General features: G+C 33.3%; 18 protein-coding genes. 11 read left to right on the top strand and 7 right to left on the bottom strand.

Annotation, left to right across the window (positions count from 1 at the left end; all coding sequences use genetic code 11):
- Positions 1-3: 3 nt before the first annotated feature.
- The 4 genes from QGM60_RS17420 to QGM60_RS17405 all read right to left on the bottom strand — a co-directional run bounded on the left by QGM60_RS17420 (position 4) and on the right by QGM60_RS17405 (position 3,944).
- Positions 4-1,848 carry a PLP-dependent transferase gene (locus QGM60_RS17420; RefSeq protein WP_281141531.1) on the bottom strand — a complete coding sequence of 615 codons (1,845 nt, stop codon included), beginning with the start codon at positions 1,846-1,848 and terminating at the stop codon, positions 4-6.
- Positions 1,849-2,033: 185 nt separating this feature from the next.
- Entirely contained in the window at positions 2,034-2,723 is a 690-nt protein-coding gene (locus tag QGM60_RS17415; protein ID WP_281141530.1) for a hypothetical protein, read from the bottom strand.
- Between the two features lie 83 nt (positions 2,724-2,806).
- Positions 2,807-3,397, bottom strand: coding sequence for an FMN-binding negative transcriptional regulator (locus QGM60_RS17410; protein WP_281141529.1), 591 nt, complete (start codon positions 3,395-3,397; stop codon positions 2,807-2,809).
- A gap of 94 nt (positions 3,398-3,491) precedes the next feature.
- Entirely contained in the window at positions 3,492-3,944 is a 453-nt protein-coding gene (locus tag QGM60_RS17405) for a DUF1569 domain-containing protein (protein ID WP_281141528.1), read from the bottom strand.
- Between the two features lie 63 nt (positions 3,945-4,007).
- Between QGM60_RS17405 and radC the strand changes: the two genes are divergently transcribed.
- The 4 genes from radC to QGM60_RS17385 are packed head-to-tail and all read left to right on the top strand — an operon-like array spanning position 4,008 to position 7,548.
- Positions 4,008-4,706 (top strand): DNA repair protein RadC, encoded by a 699-nt coding sequence (gene radC, locus QGM60_RS17400; RefSeq protein ID WP_281141527.1) that lies wholly within the window; start codon positions 4,008-4,010, stop codon positions 4,704-4,706.
- A gap of 43 nt (positions 4,707-4,749) precedes the next feature.
- Complete coding sequence (locus QGM60_RS17395; RefSeq protein ID WP_281141526.1) at positions 4,750-6,045, top strand: polysaccharide deacetylase family protein; 1,296 nt, start codon at positions 4,750-4,752, stop codon at positions 6,043-6,045.
- The gene (locus QGM60_RS17390) at positions 6,042-6,728 is read left to right on the top strand and encodes a YjjG family noncanonical pyrimidine nucleotidase (protein WP_281141525.1); all 687 of its coding nucleotides are present in this window, start codon (positions 6,042-6,044) and stop codon (positions 6,726-6,728) included. Before QGM60_RS17395 ends, QGM60_RS17390 begins: the two co-directional genes overlap by 4 nt.
- Positions 6,729-6,738: 10 nt before the next feature.
- The gene (locus tag QGM60_RS17385) at positions 6,739-7,548 is read left to right on the top strand and encodes a hypothetical protein (protein ID WP_281141524.1); all 810 of its coding nucleotides are present in this window, start codon (positions 6,739-6,741) and stop codon (positions 7,546-7,548) included.
- A 38-nt stretch (positions 7,549-7,586) separates the two neighbouring features.
- Here the strand turns inward: QGM60_RS17385 and QGM60_RS17380 are convergent, their stop codons facing one another.
- Complete coding sequence (locus QGM60_RS17380; protein WP_281141523.1) at positions 7,587-8,864, bottom strand: replication-associated recombination protein A; 1,278 nt, start codon at positions 8,862-8,864, stop codon at positions 7,587-7,589.
- 110 nt (positions 8,865-8,974) lie between these two features.
- On the opposite strand from QGM60_RS17380, the gene QGM60_RS17375 reads away from it, so the two are divergent.
- A complete protein-coding gene (locus tag QGM60_RS17375) occupies positions 8,975-9,727 on the top strand; it encodes a rhomboid family intramembrane serine protease (RefSeq protein ID WP_281141522.1) in 753 nt (250 codons plus the stop codon).
- A 10-nt stretch (positions 9,728-9,737) separates the two neighbouring features.
- On the opposite strand, the gene rlmB is transcribed toward QGM60_RS17375, so the two are convergent.
- On the bottom strand, positions 9,738-10,475 hold the full coding sequence (rlmB, locus tag QGM60_RS17370; protein WP_281141521.1) for a 23S rRNA (guanosine(2251)-2'-O)-methyltransferase RlmB: 738 nt from the start codon (positions 10,473-10,475) through the stop codon (positions 9,738-9,740).
- Between the two features lie 24 nt (positions 10,476-10,499).
- Positions 10,500-12,131 carry a hypothetical protein gene (locus QGM60_RS17365; protein ID WP_281141520.1) on the bottom strand — a complete coding sequence of 544 codons (1,632 nt, stop codon included), beginning with the start codon at positions 12,129-12,131 and terminating at the stop codon, positions 10,500-10,502.
- 268 nt (positions 12,132-12,399) lie between these two features.
- On the opposite strand from QGM60_RS17365, the gene rpsL reads away from it, so the two are divergent.
- From rpsL to rplD, 6 genes are all read left to right on the top strand, one after another.
- Positions 12,400-12,774, top strand: coding sequence for a 30S ribosomal protein S12 (gene rpsL / locus QGM60_RS17360; RefSeq protein WP_008269190.1), 375 nt, complete (start codon positions 12,400-12,402; stop codon positions 12,772-12,774).
- Positions 12,775-12,797: 23 nt separating this feature from the next.
- Positions 12,798-13,274, top strand: coding sequence for a 30S ribosomal protein S7 (gene rpsG, locus QGM60_RS17355; RefSeq protein WP_281141519.1), 477 nt, complete (start codon positions 12,798-12,800; stop codon positions 13,272-13,274).
- Between the two features lie 6 nt (positions 13,275-13,280).
- Complete coding sequence (fusA, locus tag QGM60_RS17350) at positions 13,281-15,410, top strand: elongation factor G (protein ID WP_281141518.1); 2,130 nt, start codon at positions 13,281-13,283, stop codon at positions 15,408-15,410.
- Positions 15,411-15,422: 12 nt separating this feature from the next.
- Positions 15,423-15,728 carry a 30S ribosomal protein S10 gene (rpsJ, locus tag QGM60_RS17345; protein WP_155089970.1) on the top strand — a complete coding sequence of 102 codons (306 nt, stop codon included), beginning with the start codon at positions 15,423-15,425 and terminating at the stop codon, positions 15,726-15,728.
- A gap of 146 nt (positions 15,729-15,874) precedes the next feature.
- Complete coding sequence (rplC, locus tag QGM60_RS17340) at positions 15,875-16,492, top strand: 50S ribosomal protein L3 (protein ID WP_281141517.1); 618 nt, start codon at positions 15,875-15,877, stop codon at positions 16,490-16,492.
- Positions 16,492-17,121 carry a 50S ribosomal protein L4 gene (gene rplD, locus QGM60_RS17335; RefSeq protein ID WP_281141516.1) on the top strand — a complete coding sequence of 210 codons (630 nt, stop codon included), beginning with the start codon at positions 16,492-16,494 and terminating at the stop codon, positions 17,119-17,121. The genes rplC and rplD overlap by 1 nt, the downstream gene beginning before the upstream one ends.
- Positions 17,122-17,126 lie beyond the last annotated feature (5 nt).

The following is a 17,126-nucleotide window of genomic DNA, read 5'->3' as shown; positions in this document are numbered from 1 at the left end:
ATCTTAAATGTCATCAACAAAATCCAAAAACACAGATTTATGCTTTTCCAAATCTAAATCTGGAGATACTGAAACACGAGCAATATAGTCTTTGTCACCTTCTTTTGTAGTACCCTGGGTTGAGGTCGCAGGAACTGTCCAATAACAACCTTTAAGTTGTCCGTAACTTACGCAGTATTTGCTTTCATTAGGTATTTCAGTTATCATTTGGTTGATAAGCTTAAGATTTAAAGCACGTTTATAAGCTTCACGTTCTTCGCTAGTGTTTCCTTTTGTTGGTAGATCTAATGAGAATACAGAAGGTGTAAATCCTTGATTGGCTAAGTCTTCCGAAACAAAATTTATTTTAGCTTCTGGCAATACCTCATGAATATAGTTTACAAAATCTCTAGTGTTTTTATAAGCTTCAGCAATACGAGTAAGCATAGAAGGCAACTGTTCTGCTAAAATTTGGTACTGTAAGCCTGTCGCTTCATTATCGGAAATTTCTAGATGTGTTGCAATTGGCTGAATTAAATATTCGGCTTTAGCATTAGCTACACAATAGCCAGCGGTACATTTTCCACCACTTGGAAATTTTGAACCACTCACATAAGCAATAGTTTTTACATCAGACAAAATACCGTCGTTAGCTAAAAATTGCACATTAGGACAAAATGTTTGATCTAAAATAAATACTGGTGCTATGGCATCTTGATTGTTTTTGGTCTTCCTCTTTTTTGTTAAAGCAGCTTTAAGCTGTTCTAAATTAGGAACTTCTACTCGTGGATTTGTTGGGATTTCGGCAATAATGTATGGTACGGCATCTTCATTAGCGATTTGGGTTAAAACACGCTCAACGCTATTTACCATATCATTGTCACCATCTACAGGTAAATCTACAATATCAACATTATCTGAACATGCGGCTACACGTCTAGCTTGGTCGTTAGTTCCACCATAACAGTTTGGTGGCACTACAAATTTTATAGCTTTTCCTGGATGTTGTTTTTGGGCATTATCCACTAATCCCATCATAATAGCGTATTGCATAGACAAACCGCTAGATGCTACTAGAGCTTCACCAGATGTAGCATTGATATTATTAATAATTGAAGTCACTTCGGTTTTGTGATTTTTGACTTCATTAGTTGTCATTGAAATAGCTTTTTGCTCAGTGAAAGCTTCTAAGGCTACAAGACAATTGGCAGGTGTCATAGCAATAGTTTCACGACGTCTTACATGTTGTATATCTGAAATAAAGCTATTTTTTGTTTCAGCCGAAACCAAAAGAACACTACCTAAGCCTTCAAAAAGATTTACATAAAAATCGATATGTTTATGTTGGAGGTTAGTTTCAATGCTTTTCTGTTTTGAGATAAGAATTGTAGTGCCTTCAAAAGCTTCAACAGTCTCTAAATTTTCAATTTGTTCAACTTCAAAGTTGTAGTTGTAAACCGATTTTAAAAGATCAGAATTAAATCCTTTTGGTAAAGTATCAGTATATAAAATTTTGGTAGCTCTGTTTTCCAAAAGATTGGTACGTAAAATTGCCAACAAAGGCATAGTTTCTGAAGAGAAGCTAATAACATTTTCGGCATTTAAGTTATTGAGTTTACCAATAGTCCATTCTAGGATTGAAGATAACGGATGACCTAACCTGATATAATCGTAAGCTGTTGGTAATTCACTTAGTGATTTGTTGCTAGAATCGTTGGATTCGTAAAGACTTTCAAACTGTGTTATAAACTGCGTTTTAGCTAATTTTTCATTATAAATATCCAAACGATGAGTAGTTAATTTTAACCAATCGTTAGGCATATTTTGGATAGTATCTTTTATGTAATTCAGCATTTGAAAATCGTGCATGTGTTCAATAATTTTAGGCTTGCAAAGATACATTAGTTGATAGTTCTTTGAAACCTTACAACTTGTTTTATTGGTATTGGTTTGTAATAAAGGGGTTGTGTTTTAGGTAAGAATAATATTAGCTTATTGAATGCTTTCAAAGTTTAAAAAACAATTAAAGAATAAAAAAGTAAGTACTCATGAAATTATAATTCACCACCAACTATTGGGTTTGTATTTGATATAATAAAGATTTTGTCGAAATTTAAGTCAAAATCGATACTATTTCTTAATTGTTTTAATTCCGATTTACTCAATCCATTTCCAATGTTATCAATTAGGGCTAACCACCAAATATCGTAATCAGATCTAAATGGTTGAACTTTTTCTTTCTTTTCTTTAACTATTAGTTTTAAGCTATTATAGATATTATTTAAAACAAAACCACCTTCATTAAAATCAGTAGATGAACCAAAATGATACTGAACATCTAATTTTTTCTCAGATGGAAAAATATCTATTTCTAAATTATCAGTGATTTTATATGCTTTAGGTATTCCCATATTTAATGAGTGAGATTTCAAAATTGAATTTATTTTTTCTTTTATTTCCTTATTATATTTTATTGGTCTCAAGTATGTGATACCTATGAATGCAGAGCTTTTATGAGAACCGTCACCATAAGACTCTATTTGATTAATTATTCTAGGAATCAAATTATATGTTACTTTTTCTAAAGGTATATCATAATGAAATTGATTAAGTCTACGTACTTCTACTGCAATTTGATTATTAATTAAAAAGTCAGGTGTTCGATTGCCGTTAGGTTCAAATTTAATTTTTTCAAAACCTATAGATTTAAAATAAGTTTCAGCATTTTTTTCTTCTCTGTTCAAGCTTTGTTTGATTTTATTTAATAGGCTATATGTGAGTTGATTAAAATGAGCTCTTAATGAATAATAATTATATCAGGCTTAGATCAAAACACCTTATCTAAAAACACTCTAATACTATCTTGGTTGGCTTTAATCAATTCCTCACGAGCCGCTAAAATATCCTTGGGCTTTTTGTCTTGTGAGAGTTTAAACTTTCCTTCCCATTCGCTTATGGTAATTTCAAACATCTCAATGTAGTTAAGATTAGCATCTAGTCTTGGGTTGTCAGGCTCTAATGTGTACTTTGGATTTGGAGCTTCTAGAAACTCTGTCATAGTAATTAGAGATTGCTTTAAGGCTTGCTTGTCTTCAATAGCTTTTACTTTGCCTTTGAGGTGTACTCTAATATAGTTCCAAGTGGGTAATTGCGTAGTGGAGTAGATGCTTGGAGAAATATAACATTGTGGTCCATAGAAGAGGATTGTAATGTTAGTATTGTCTTTTAGCAATTTAGCTTGTGGGTTGTAAATGTCAATATGCCCAATAAGTTTTCCATCTTCAAAAATCAAAGGTAAATGTGTAACCAGAGGTTCGTTATCCTTTACGGAAATAATAGTTGCTAAAGGGTAAGTTTTAATCACGTCTATGATGTGATTTTTATCCGAATCTTGATGATGTGTTGGTGGATATTTCATGTCTTGTCATGCTGAACTTGTTTCAGCATCTCATTTATAAAAGTTTATTAAATTCAGAAACTTCACTTAGATAAACTTAGTGATGATGTTAAGTTTAAACACCAAACTGTCTAAAATGATGATCTAAATGTTTATAGGCACTTTTTCCCCATTGTTCAGCAGTAAACGTACCGAAGTAAGGATGGTCTTTAGTGGGTTCAAAATAATCTTTAGACTGACTCATTTGCTCAATCTTAGTTTTCAATTTTTCTTTTTGCGTATTGAAGTTGAAGCTATCAGTAATAATATATTCTTTTGCAGTTGGTAAGCCTTGTTTCCAAGGTTTATCGTTATAAAGACTTGGTGCAACCAGCTTAAATATACTTCTCTTTAACCAGTTTGGTTTCTCTATTTGAGATTCGCCCAATGATAATTCTATAGGTTTTGTACAGTGCTCTAGCATTTGTTCAACATTCATTTTTCCCCAGTTTGCTTTGGCATTGTCATTAAGGTTTTCTAGGCGTGACATAATTTCGTTACAAGCACTTTCTTCGAAAATAGATTTCATTTTTGATTGATTTTTAATGCATTAAATTAGATGCTTCAATGTACAATTTTTTATCTTTAGTGCATGTCGGAAAATTCAGGTTCATTCTCCATAAAAAATTGGTCACAAGATGATCAGCCAAGAGAAAAGTTAAGAGATAAAGGAAAAGCGGTTTTGAGCGATGCCGAACTCGTAGCAATTCTTATAGGTTCTGGTAGCAGAAATGAGAGTGCTGTAGATTTGTGCAAGCGTATTTTGGCGAGTGTAGATCATAACCTAAATGCACTTGGGAAGCTATCCATAAAGCAATTAATGGAATTCAAGGGTATTGGTGAAGCCAAAGCAATCACTATTGTAGCAGCTATGGAGTTGGGACGTAGACGACGACTCGAAGATGTGGTACAATTAGATAAAATTACATCTAGCCGTTCGGTTTTTGATGTAATGCAACCCATTCTTGGAGAGTTACCTCATGAAGAATTCTGGATTCTTTATCTCAATAATTCCAATAAAGTCATTCAGAAAAATCAATTAAGCAAAGGAGGAATTACCGGAACTTTGGTAGATGTTCGTTTGGTACTAAAAACGGCTTTAGAAGTTGGATCAACAGCATTGATTTTATGTCATAATCATCCTTCAGGAACTTTAAAACCAAGCGAAGCTGATAAGAATTTAACTCATAAATTAAAATTAGCAGCAGAAAGTTTAGATATTAAAGTCCTAGATCATTTAATAATTACAGAGAAAGCGTATTTTAGTTTCGCAGATGAAAATATTCTGTGATATTAAAACTTTCAACCGCTGCCAAACACCGCAAACTTAAAAGATGTTATTAGTTTACACTCATAAGATTACACCTCGTTTAACCTATACGTTTAAGCATATTTGTAAACGGATTTTGGGTATTGAAGTGAGTTTTACATCTAAAGTAGAGGATTTTATTGCGCACAATAGTCTTAAAATGTCATACGCTAAACAACCATTGAGTAATGAGTTGTTTGTAAGAAGTAATGACTTGTTGTTTGAGCAAGGTTTATCCGATTTAGATATTCACGTACAAAAATGGGGTAATACCAAAGGCTTTTTTGCTACAGGAGAGCGTAGCGATTTACCCTTTGATATTTTTGCAGCATCCTTTTATTTATTGAGCCGTTACGAAGAATATTTACCACATGTCAATGATGCTTATGGCAGGTTTATGGCTAAAGATAGTTTGGCATATAACAATAAGTTTTTAAACCAACCTGTAGTAGATATTTGGGCATATAAGCTAAGAGATGTCCTTAAGAAACGATTTCCGGATTTTGTTTTTCCAGAACGAAGCTATCAAGTAAAGCCGGTTATAGATGTGCCATCGGCTTACTATTTTAGAAAAAAAGGGTTATTGAGAACCATAGGTGGAATTTTTGGTGACTTAGGGCGTTTAAAGTTGAAACAGGTTTATCAACGTTTTTCTGTTTTAATGGGTTTTAAGCGCGATCCTTATGATACTTTCAAATGGATTATTACAAAGCAAAAACAATATGATTTTAAGTTTATAGTACTGTTTTTAATTGGAGATTATTCCACTTACGATAAAAATGTAAGTACTAACAAGAAGGAATTTGTATCGCTTATTAAGTCTGTGGCAGACTATTGTGATGTAGGTATTAAAGCATCTTATTTTTCATTAGATGACATTTCTATTTTAAAGAAAGAAAAACAAAAAATGGAATCTATTGTTAATACGGACTTAAAAGCGGTTAGACATTCATTTTCAAAACTCAATTTACCCATTTCATATAGAAATTTAATTGAGCTTGAAATTAATCAGGATTTTACAATGGGTTATGTTAATGTGCTAGGTTTTAGAGCTGGTACATGTACTCCATTTCAGTTTTACGATTTAGATTACGAAGTGCAAACACCGTTACAAATAAATCCTTATCATTGTATGGATTTTGGTTTGTTGAAATACCAATCCAAATTAGATAAAACGGAACATTTACAAAAACTCATCAATCAGGTAAAAGCTGTTGATGGCACCTTTACTCCAATTTTCCATAACTATTCTTTTAGTGATTTAGACCGTTGGAAAGGGTTTAGGTCTTTGTTTAATATGATTTTGCAGTCGGCGGAATGAGTACAAGAATAAAGCATGTTTTTTTTGATTTAGATCACACCCTTTGGGACTTTGATAAAAATTCGGGTTTAACGTTTGAAAAGATTTTTAAGTTGAATGCTATAGATGTAGAGCTCAATAGTTTTTTAAATGTTTATGAGCCAATTAATCTAAATTATTGGAAACTTTATAGGGAAGAGCGTGTTACTAAACCTCAGTTACGTTATGGTAGGTTGAAGGATGCTTTCGATCAGTTAGAGCTTGTCGTTGAAGATGATATGATTCACCATTTATCCGAAGCTTATATAGAACATTTGTCGAGTTTTAATTATTTATTTGAAGGTACTCACGAACTACTTAAATATTTAGAAGGAAAGTATGAGTTACACATCATTACAAATGGTTTTTCAGAAGCTCAAGAAAAAAAAATGATTACATCTAATATTAGAACCTATTTTAAAACCGTTACTAATTCTGAGATGGTAGGTGTAAAAAAGCCTAATCCAAAAATATTTAATTTTGCATTAGAGGTTGCTAAAGCGAAGGCTAACGAAAGTATTATGATTGGTGATAGTCTTGAGGCAGATATTGAAGGTGCTCATAAAGTAGGGATGGATACAATTCATTTCGACTATAATAATGCAAATAGCAATCACAATTACAAAAAAGTATCACATTTAAAAGCTATAGAATATCATCTATAAAAAAGAAGTTATGTTAAAAAAAATAATATTTATTGGTTCGTTTATTTTATGCTCATTATTTGCTCAGGCACAAAAAAGCATTAATGATTATAAATATATCATCGTGCCGAAATCTTTTGAGTTTTCTAAAAGTGAGGATCAATATCAGTTAAACTCTATCTTAAAATTTTTATTTAATAAATATGGTTATCAGGCTTATTTTTTAGATGAAGAATTGCCGGAAGATTTAAAGGAGGATAGGTGCTTAGCGCTAACTTCTGAGGCATCTAATGATAAAGGAGGTATGTTTACTTCTAAAATAGAGATTATTCTAAAAGATTGTTTTGGAAATAAGGTGATGACCTCCAAAGTTGGTGAGTCTCGCTTGAAAAGTTTTGATAGAGCATATAGCGAAGCGATGAGAGATGCTTTTGAGACATTCCAGGAAATAGATTATGCTTATAAACCCAAAGAAGTCAAATCTGAAATTAGTAAAACAACTGTTGTAAAAGTAGAAGAGGAGAAACAACCAGTGAAGGATGTAGAGTCCGAAGTAAAAGAAGTAAAGGTTGAAGTTGTAAAGGAGTCTAAATCTATTGTTGTTGAAAAAGGTATAGAAAATAAAAATGAAGAAATTTTTTATGCTCAGCCTAAAAATAATGGTTATCAACTAGTGGATTCTGAACCAAAAGTAGTTATGTTTTTATTGAGTACTACTGCTGAAAATGTATTTATTGTAAAAGGAAAAAGTGCTATTGTTTATAAAAGAGATGGGTTTTGGTATTATTCAGAAAACAATGGCGAGCTTCAAGAAACAAAGGTTATGAATATTAAATTTTAGTTTCCAAAACACCCAACACCCAACACCAAACACAAATATTAGTATCCATACTTGTTTTTCCAAAGTGCTTTTAGATAACTACGCTGAGCTTGTTCTCTGGAATTATTTCCTGGGTTGTATAATCTTGTGTTTTTAATCTCTTCTGGTAAAAACTCATGTTCTGCAAAGTTGTTTTCATAACTATGCGCATATTTATAATCATCTCCGTAGCCAAGTTCTTTCATTAACTTGGTAGGAGCATTTCTAATAGACATAGGAACAGGTAAATCACCAGTTTCTCTTACAATTTGTAACGCTCTGTCTATTGCTTCATAAGCTGCGTTACTTTTTGGTGAACTAGCTAAATAGGTTGCGCATTGGCTTAATATTATTCTGGACTCTGGATTACCGATGACAGATACCGCCTGAAAAGTATTGTTAGCAATGACCAAGGCGGTAGGGTTTGCGTTACCAATGTCTTCACTGGCTAAAATAAGTAGCCGTCTTGCAATGAATTTTACGTCTTCACCACCATCAATCATACGTGCTAAATAATACACTGCAGCATTTGGATCACTTCCTCTTATTGATTTTATAAAAGCAGAAATAATGTCGTAATGTTGCTCACCTGTTTTATCGTATCTAGCAGCTTTAGTTTGGACTTGTTTAGTAACCAAATCGTTAGTTATGGTAACTTTTGGGCCTTCAAACGACGTAACTAACAGTTCAAAAATATTAAGTAATTTTCTGGCATCACCACCAGAAAGTCTCAGTAAAGCTTGGGTTTCTTTTAATTCGATGTCTAATTTACTCAATACTTCATCTTCAGAAATAGCTCTTTGCAAAAGTGCTTCTAAATCATCCTTGCTAAAAGGATTTAATGTGTAAACTTGACATCTTGAAAGTAATGCCGAAATGACTTCAAAACTAGGGTTTTCCGTAGTGGCACCAATCAATGTTACCCAACCTTTCTCAACAGCTTCCAATAAAGAGTCTTGTTGCGATTTACTAAATCTATGGATCTCATCAATAAACAAAATCGGGTTTTTAGCTGTAAATAACCCTCCGCTTTTTTTTGCTTTATCAATAATGTCCCTAATATCTTTTACTCCAGAATTAATGGCACTCAACTTAAAAAATGGTCGCCCAGATTCGTTGGCAATAATATTAGCTAAAGTTGTTTTCCCTATTCCAGGTGGTCCCCAAAGAATTAATGAAGGAATAACACCACTCTTAATTTGCTGATAAAGCATACCGTTTTTTCCAACCAAATGTTGTTGGCTTAAATAATCATTGAGTGTCTTAGGACGGAGTCTTTCAGCTAGTGGAGTGTTCATAGTAGTTTGCCTTGGCGCAAAATTACGAAATGCGAATATAAAGAGCTCACTTATGACAATATTTCATAAAATTCTATTTTGGTTATAGATTTGAAGTAATGTGAAACAATATGTCGTCAGAGCAATTTAAATATTCAACAAGTGTTATTTTATACCCTGTACTTATACTGTTTACAGTTTGGTTAGTCTTTTGGTATCAAGTACGTATAGATTATGGTATTAAATCTTTCGGAATTAGACCACAAGAATTAGAAGGGTTGCTTGGCATCTTCACGAGTCCTTTTTTGCATGGTGATATTAATCATTTGTACAACAATTCTATTCCACTGTTTATACTATCCATGGCCTTATTTTATTTCTATAATAAGATAGCATGGAAAGTTATAATTTATGGTATCCTATTGTCTGGTTCATTAACATGGCTCATTGCTAACAGAGGAAATCATATAGGTGCAAGTGGATTAATCTATGTTTTGGTAAGTTTTATATTTTTCAAAGGAATTTTCGCAAAACATTATCGATTAATAGCCTTGTCTTTAATGGTGATTTTTTTATATGGAAGCATGATTTGGTATGTGTTTCCTATAAGAGATGGAATGTCTTGGGAAGGTCATTTAGGAGGTTTAATTACAGGACTAATATTTGCGTTAATTTTTAGAAAGCAAATAGCCAAACCACAACGTTATAAATGGGAAGAACCAGATTATAATGAAGAAGAAGATCCGTTTATGAAACATTTTGATGAAAACGGAAATTTTATTGAGATTTTACCTGAAGAAGATAATATAGAGGAAAATGAGTTTGACAATAATCCGCAAACAACAATCAATTATATCTTCAAAAAGTCTGAAGATAAAAGCTGATTTTTATTAGTTATGAGCGTTGTCTCACAGCTTCATAGAGAAAAGCACCGCAAGCAACAGATACATTAAGAGATTCTATTTCTCCTAAAATAGGAAGTTTGGCTTGTTCATCTACGACCTTTAATACAGAAGGATTAATACCTCTACCTTCAGAACCCATGATAATAGCACAAGGTTCTTTAAACGATACATCGTAAATAAAATCATTAGCTTTTTCGGTTGCTGCAATAACTTTAATTCCTGATGATTGCATATGAAAAACGGCATCTTTGATGTGGTCTACTTTACAAATAGGAATTTTAAAAATTGCCCCTGCACTTGTTTTTATAGTATCTCCATTAATAGGAGCTCCTCCTTTTTTCTGAATAATGATTCCTGAGACTCCAGTACATTCTGCTGTTCTAACTATAGCACCAAAATTTCTGACGTCACTTAACTGATCGAGTAATAAAAATAAAGGTGCTTTTTCAGATTCTATAGCTTCTAAAACTAAATCATCTAAGTTATGAAATGCTACAGGAGATATTTGAGCTACTGCACCTTGATGATTCCCTCCTTTGCTAAGACGGTTAAGTTTTTCAACAGGCACATAAGAAGAGTTTATACTTTCTGAACGTAATAGTTGTTCTAGCTCTTGAAATAAATCGCCTTTCAATCCTTTCTGAATAAAAACCTTATCTAGAGTTTCGTCAGATTTAATAGCTTCTATAATAGCTCTTATACCAAAAATTGTAGTTTCGTTTTTCATGAGCACAAAGGTATGTAATCCCAATCAAAAAGTTGCTGTTAAACTTATATGGACTTTAGAATCTGATAATCTAAATTGACGATTTTCAGTTTTTCCGCTAGAATAGTTTAATCGAAATAATCCAGAATTGGTTAAGAGTCCAAATCCAAAGCCAAACCCAAATAATTTTTCTTTAGCATCCGTTAAACTATTTTCAAAATATGCAGCATCTAGTACAGAATGCACATACAGTCCGTTACTGAGTCGGTACCTGTACTCGGTATTTATAACTCCGAATAAATTAGCAACCAAGCTATTTTCTTCAAAACCTCGAATGGAATTAATACCACCAAAGCGAAATAATTCGTTATCTAAATAATTGTCAGAGGAGAGTAGTGAGCCATTAAATCTTGTGTAGATACTATTCTTTGGATTGAGATTAAATATTTTATACGTTTCTAGATTAAGCATTGTTTGTGTTTCCTTCCCAAAGTCGTTACTTCTGTTTCCAAAACCAGATGAAATATCAAACCAAAAATTAACTGGAAACAATCTATCATAGTACTGGGTCTTGGTGAAGTTGTAATTGGCAGTAAAATAGTTTTTAGAATAATCATTGAGTATATCAGTATCGTTGTCTAATAGATTTGTTGAATTAATATTTGTAATACCAAAGCCTACTTTATGTTGTGCATTGATCTGATAATTTAGCTTTGCGGATTGATCTACGGTTATAAAGGTTGAATCTTTTCTAAATATTTTCAAACCAACTTGCAGTCCAACTGGTGAGGCGAATAAATATGGTAAATCGGCATCAACTTTAAATGTTTGTTGATCTATTTCGTCGCTTTTATAATATAGGTTTAGCGATTCTCCAAAATTTAAGTTGTTAATAAGCCTCAAATCTAAGTAGCCATCAAATTCAAGTTTGTTAGTGTTTTCATTTGTGCCAAATCCTAAAAAACCATCAAAGTTATTAGACTTTACTTTTTCAATATATAAATATAAAGTTGTAGAGTCTTTGGTGAATAAGACTTCGGATTCCCGAATTTTATTAGCAAATCTTAAGTTGTCAATTAAATCAACTTTTTGCTTTATTGAACTTAGATTAAACGATTTTCCTTTTCTTATCTTAAGAAACCTTTTTAAAAATGACTTTGGAAATTGTTCATAGCCTTTTACTATGATATGATCTATTTGTCGTTTTTGATTAGTGACAATTTTTAGTTTAGCTGAAATCATTTCTGAATTCATCTTAGAAATTTCTGTAAGCTGAAGTGTTGAGAAAGGATCACCTTCTTCGGCAATTTCAATATTTAGTTGGTTTAAAGTGTTTTCGAGTTCGTTTATATTCAGTTCAAAGAAATTATCGTTTGTTTTATTATTAAGGACACGGAGTAAATTTTCATCAAAATTATTGTCATAATAAATTCTAATACGTTCAATTTTCTTTCCTAAGAAAAACTGAGCGACAAATAGGGTGTCGTTCTCTTTAGAGATATCTTCAATTGTTGTGTCTATATATCCTAACCTTGTCAGGTTCTTTTTAACAAGGTTGATTTCCTTTTCAATATTTTGATAATTTTTAAAAGACTTTGCATAGCCAATAGAATCTATAACAGCAGAGGTTTTTTTATTTTCGCCTTCAATTTTTAACAAAACGGACTGTCCGCTCATCAGGCTTGTAAAAGCTAAAGCGATTATGTTTATTATTAAATGAAAATGTTTGAGCTTATTCAATGCAATTTCTATTCTAAAAATATGAATGAGAAGTAACGATTTGTTTTGTTTAATTACAACGTAAAAATAGACCTTTCTATATATGTGAAAATCAAAACTAAAGATTCTTTGTAAATTTAATCTGCTACTATTTGAATTATTCATTTTAATTTCTACCTTTGCAGCCCTCAAAAGTGAGGGTTAACAAATTTTTATATAGAAATATATGCCAACAATTTCACAATTAGTACGAAAAGGAAGAGCCAAAATAACCAAGAAGAGTAAATCGGCTGCTTTAGATTCGTGTCCTCAGAGACGTGGTGTATGTACTCGTGTTTATACAACGACACCTAAAAAACCAAACTCAGCAATGCGTAAGGTAGCAAGGGTTCGTTTAACAAACGGAAACGAGGTTAACGCATACATCGGTGGAGAAGGTCACAACCTACAAGAGCACTCGATAGTATTGGTTAGAGGTGGAAGGGTAAAAGATTTACCAGGTGTTAGATATCACATCGTTCGTGGAGCTTTAGACACAGCAGGTGTTGCGGGTAGAACACAACGTAGATCTAAGTATGGTGCAAAACGCCCTAAAAAGTAATTAAAAAACTTTAAGAAGAAGACATGAGAAAAAGAGCAGCGAAAAAAAGACCGCTTTTACCAGATCCAAGATTCAACGATCAGTTAGTAACTCGTTTTGTTAACATGATGATGTGGGATGGTAAGAAGTCTGTAGCTTTTAAAGTATTCTACGATGCAATTGATATTGTTGAGGAGAAAAAAAATGATGACGAAAAAACAGCTTTAGAAATTTGGAAAGAAGCTTTATCTAATGTGATGCCTCACGTAGAAGTGCGTAGCCGTCGTGTTGGTGGTGCTACATTTCAGATTCCAATGCAAATTCGTCCAGACCGTAAAGTTTCAACTGCAATGAAGTGGTTAATTGGCTATGCGCGTAAAAGAAACGAAAAATCTATGGCACAACGTTTAGCTGCAGAAGTATTAGCTGCAGCTAAAGAAGAAGGTGCGGCCGTTAAGAAAAGGGTTGATACTCATAAAATGGCTGAAGCAAATAAAGCATTCTCACATTTTAGATTTTAATAAAAGATGGCACAAAGAGATTTAAAATATACAAGAAATATAGGTATTGCTGCACATATTGATGCAGGTAAAACAACAACTACAGAGCGTATCCTTTATTATACAGGTGTATCTCACAAAATTGGTGAGGTTCATGATGGTGCTGCTACTATGGACTGGATGGAGCAAGAGCAAGAAAGAGGTATTACAATTACTTCTGCTGCTACTACTTGTACATGGAAGTTCCCTATGGAAAATGCACAGCCATTACCTGAAACTAAGGATTACAATTTTAACATTATCGATACTCCTGGTCACGTTGACTTTACAGTTGAGGTGAACCGTTCTTTACGTGTGTTAGATGGTTTAGTTTTCTTATTTAGTGCTGTTGATGGTGTTGAGCCACAATCTGAAACTAACTGGAGACTTGCTGATAATTATAAAGTACCACGTATTGGTTTCGTAAATAAAATGGACCGTCAAGGATCTAACTTTATGGCAGTTTGTCAACAGGTTAAAGATATGTTAGGTTCTAACGCAGTTCCAATCGTAATGAATATTGGTGATGAAGCTGATTTCAAAGGAATTGTAGATTTAGTTAAGAACCGTGCTATTGTTTGGCATGACGAAACTCAAGGGGCAACTTTTGATGTTATTGATATCCCTGAAGAATTAAAAGAAGAAGCTGCTGTATTAAGAGGTCAGTTGATCGAAGAAGTTGCTGCTTACGATGAAAATCTTTTAGAAAAATTCATGGAAGATGAAGATTCTATTACAGAAGAAGAAGTGCACGCTGCACTAAGAGCTGCTGTAATGGATATGTCTATCATTCCTATGATATGTGGTTCTGCATTTAAGAACAAAGGTGTTCAGTTCTTGTTAGACGCTGTTTGTCGTTACTTGCCTTCTCCAGTAGATAAGGAAGGTATTACAGGAATTAACCCTGAAACTGAAAAAGAAGAGCTTAGAAGACCAGATGTAAAAGAGCCATTCGCGGCTTTAGCTTTTAAAATCGCTACAGATCCTTTCGTAGGTCGTTTAGCTTTCTTTAGAGCGTATTCAGGTCGTTTAGATGCTGGTTCTTATATCTTAAATAACCGTTCAGGTAAAAAAGAGCGTATCTCTCGTATTTACCAAATGCACTCTAATAAGCAAAACGCTATCGATTTTATTGAAGCTGGTGATATTGGTGCTGCTGTAGGTTTTAAAGATATTAAGACAGGTGATACTATGTCTGATGAAAAACACCCTATAGTTTTAGAATCTATGGACTTTCCAGATCCAGTAATCGGTATCGCTGTTGAGCCAAAGACTAAAGCAGATGTTGATAAATTAGGTATGGCTTTAGCTAAGTTAGCTGAAGAGGATCCAACTTTTACAGCAAGAACAGATGAGGCTTCTGGTCAAACAATTATATCTGGTATGGGTGAGCTTCATTTAGATATTATTGTAGATCGTTTAAAGCGTGAATTTAAAGTAGAAGTTACTCAAGGTCAACCACAAGTTGAGTACAAAGAGGCTATTACTAGACGTGCAGAACACAGAGAAGTTTATAAGAAACAATCTGGTGGACGTGGTAAATTCGCAGATATCGTATTTACTCTAGAGCCTGCTGAAGAAGGAAAAGAAGGATTAGAATTTGTTTCTGAAATTAAAGGTGGTAACGTTCCTAAAGAATTTATCCCTTCAATTGAGAAAGGATTCAAAATGGCAATGGTAAATGGTCCATTAGCTGGATATGAAGTAGACGCTATGAAAGTTACTTTAACTGATGGTTCTTACCACGATGTGGATTCTGATCAGTTATCGTTCGAATTAGCTGCTAAACTTGGATTTAAAGCTGCTGCAAAAGCTGCAAAAGCTGTAATCATGGAACCAATTATGAAACTTGAAGTTATTACTCCAGAAGAAAATATGGGTGATATCGTAGGTGACTTAAACCGTCGTCGTGGTCAAGTAAGTAATATGGGTGATAGAGCAGGTGCAAAAACTGTAAAAGCTACTGTACCGTTATCTGAAATGTTTGGTTATGTAACTACATTAAGAACATTATCTTCAGGTAGAGCAACATCAACAATGGAATTTTCACACTATGCTGAAACTCCTCAAAATATTGCAGAAGAAGTAATCAAAGCAGCAAAAGGCGTAGAAGCTTAAAACTAAAAGAAAATGAGTCAGAAAATTAGAATAAAATTAAAATCTTACGATCATAATTTAGTTGATAAGTCTGCTGATAAGATTGTAAAGACTGTAAAGAATACAGGTGCTGTTGTTACAGGTCCAATTCCTTTACCAACTCACAAAAAGATTTTCACTGTATTACGTTCACCACACGTTAATAAGAAGTCTAGAGAACAATTTCAATTAAGTTCTTACAAGAGATTATTAGATATTTACTCTTCGTCTTCTAAGACTATCGATGCTTTGATGAAGCTTGAATTACCAAGTGGAGTTGAAGTTGAGATCAAAGTGTAATTTGAACAGGGTTTTTTCAATAAAAGCCAAATACATGTCCTAAGCTGCGAGCGAGGGAAAAACGGAAAAAATACAATTCAAGGCTGAAACGTATTTTCAGCCTTGAGTTTTAAATAACAAATAGTAATAATTAATAATTAATAAATATGTCTGGGTTAATTGGAAAAAAAATCGGTATGACCAGCATCTTTGATGAAAATGGAAAAAACATTCCATGTACAGTAATCGAAGCAGGTCCATGTATCGTTACCCAAGTCAGAACTGAAGAAGTAGATGGTTATTCAGCACTTCAATTAGGTTTCGATGACGCGACAGAAAAAAACGCTACTAAAGCTGAGTTAGGTCATGCTAAGAAAGCGGGTACTTCTGTAAAACGCAAAGTTGTTGAATTCAAAGGTTTTGATGAGGAGTACAAATTAGGTGATGCTATCACTGTTCAACAGTTTATCGAAGGTGAATTCGTTGATATTTCAGGAATCTCTAAAGGTAAAGGTTTTCAAGGTGTAGTAAAGCGCCATGGTTTTGGTGGTGTAGGTCAGTCTACTCACGGTCAGCATAACCGTTTAAGAGCTCCTGGTTCTATCGGTGCTGCTTCTTATCCTGCGAGAGTATTCAAAGGAATGAAAATGGCCGGAAGAATGGGTGGCCAAACAGTTAAAGTAGAAAATTTAAGAGTTTATAAAGTAGTTCCTGAAAAGAACTTACTAGTTGTAAAGGGTTGTGTACCTGGTCACAAAAACTCTTACGTAATCATTGAGAAGTAATGAAGGTAGCAGTTTTAGATATTAAAGGAAAAGACACTGGTAGAAAAGCTGAGCTTTCTAAAGAAGTGTTTGCTATTGAGCCAAATAATCATGCAGTTTACTTAGATGTTAAGCAATACTTAGCTAATCAAAGACAAGGAACGCATAAGGCAAAAGAAAGAGGAGAGATTGCTGGAAGTACACGTAAGATTAAAAAACAAAAAGGAACTGGTACAGCTCGTGCAGGTTCTATTAAGTCTGGTGTATTTAAAGGTGGTGGTCGTATGTTTGGTCCTAGACCAAGAAACTATGGTTTTAAATTAAACAAAAACCTAAAACGATTAGCACGTAAATCAGCATTAAGTATCAAAGCAAATGATAAGTCAATTGTAGTATTAGAAAATTTCGATTTCGATGCTCCAAAGACAAAAAATTTCACTGATATTTTGAAGGCATTAGAGATTGAAAACAAAAAGTCTCTGTTTGTGTTGGGTGAGTCAAATAATAATGTATATTTGTCGTCACGCAATTTGAAAGGGTCTGAAGTTGTAACAAGCTCAGAATTAAGCACTTATAAAATCATGAACGCTAATAAAGTTGTTCTTTTAGAAGGTGCATTAGAAGGAATTGAATCGAATTTAAGTAAATAGAACAA

Origin of the sequence: Winogradskyella sp. SYSU M77433 (genome assembly GCF_029911945.1) — a bacterium.
Taxonomy (GTDB): Bacteria; Bacteroidota; Bacteroidia; order Flavobacteriales; family Flavobacteriaceae; genus Winogradskyella.
The sequence above is the reverse complement of the archived record's forward strand: the minus strand, read 5'-3'. Positions and strand labels throughout refer to the sequence as shown.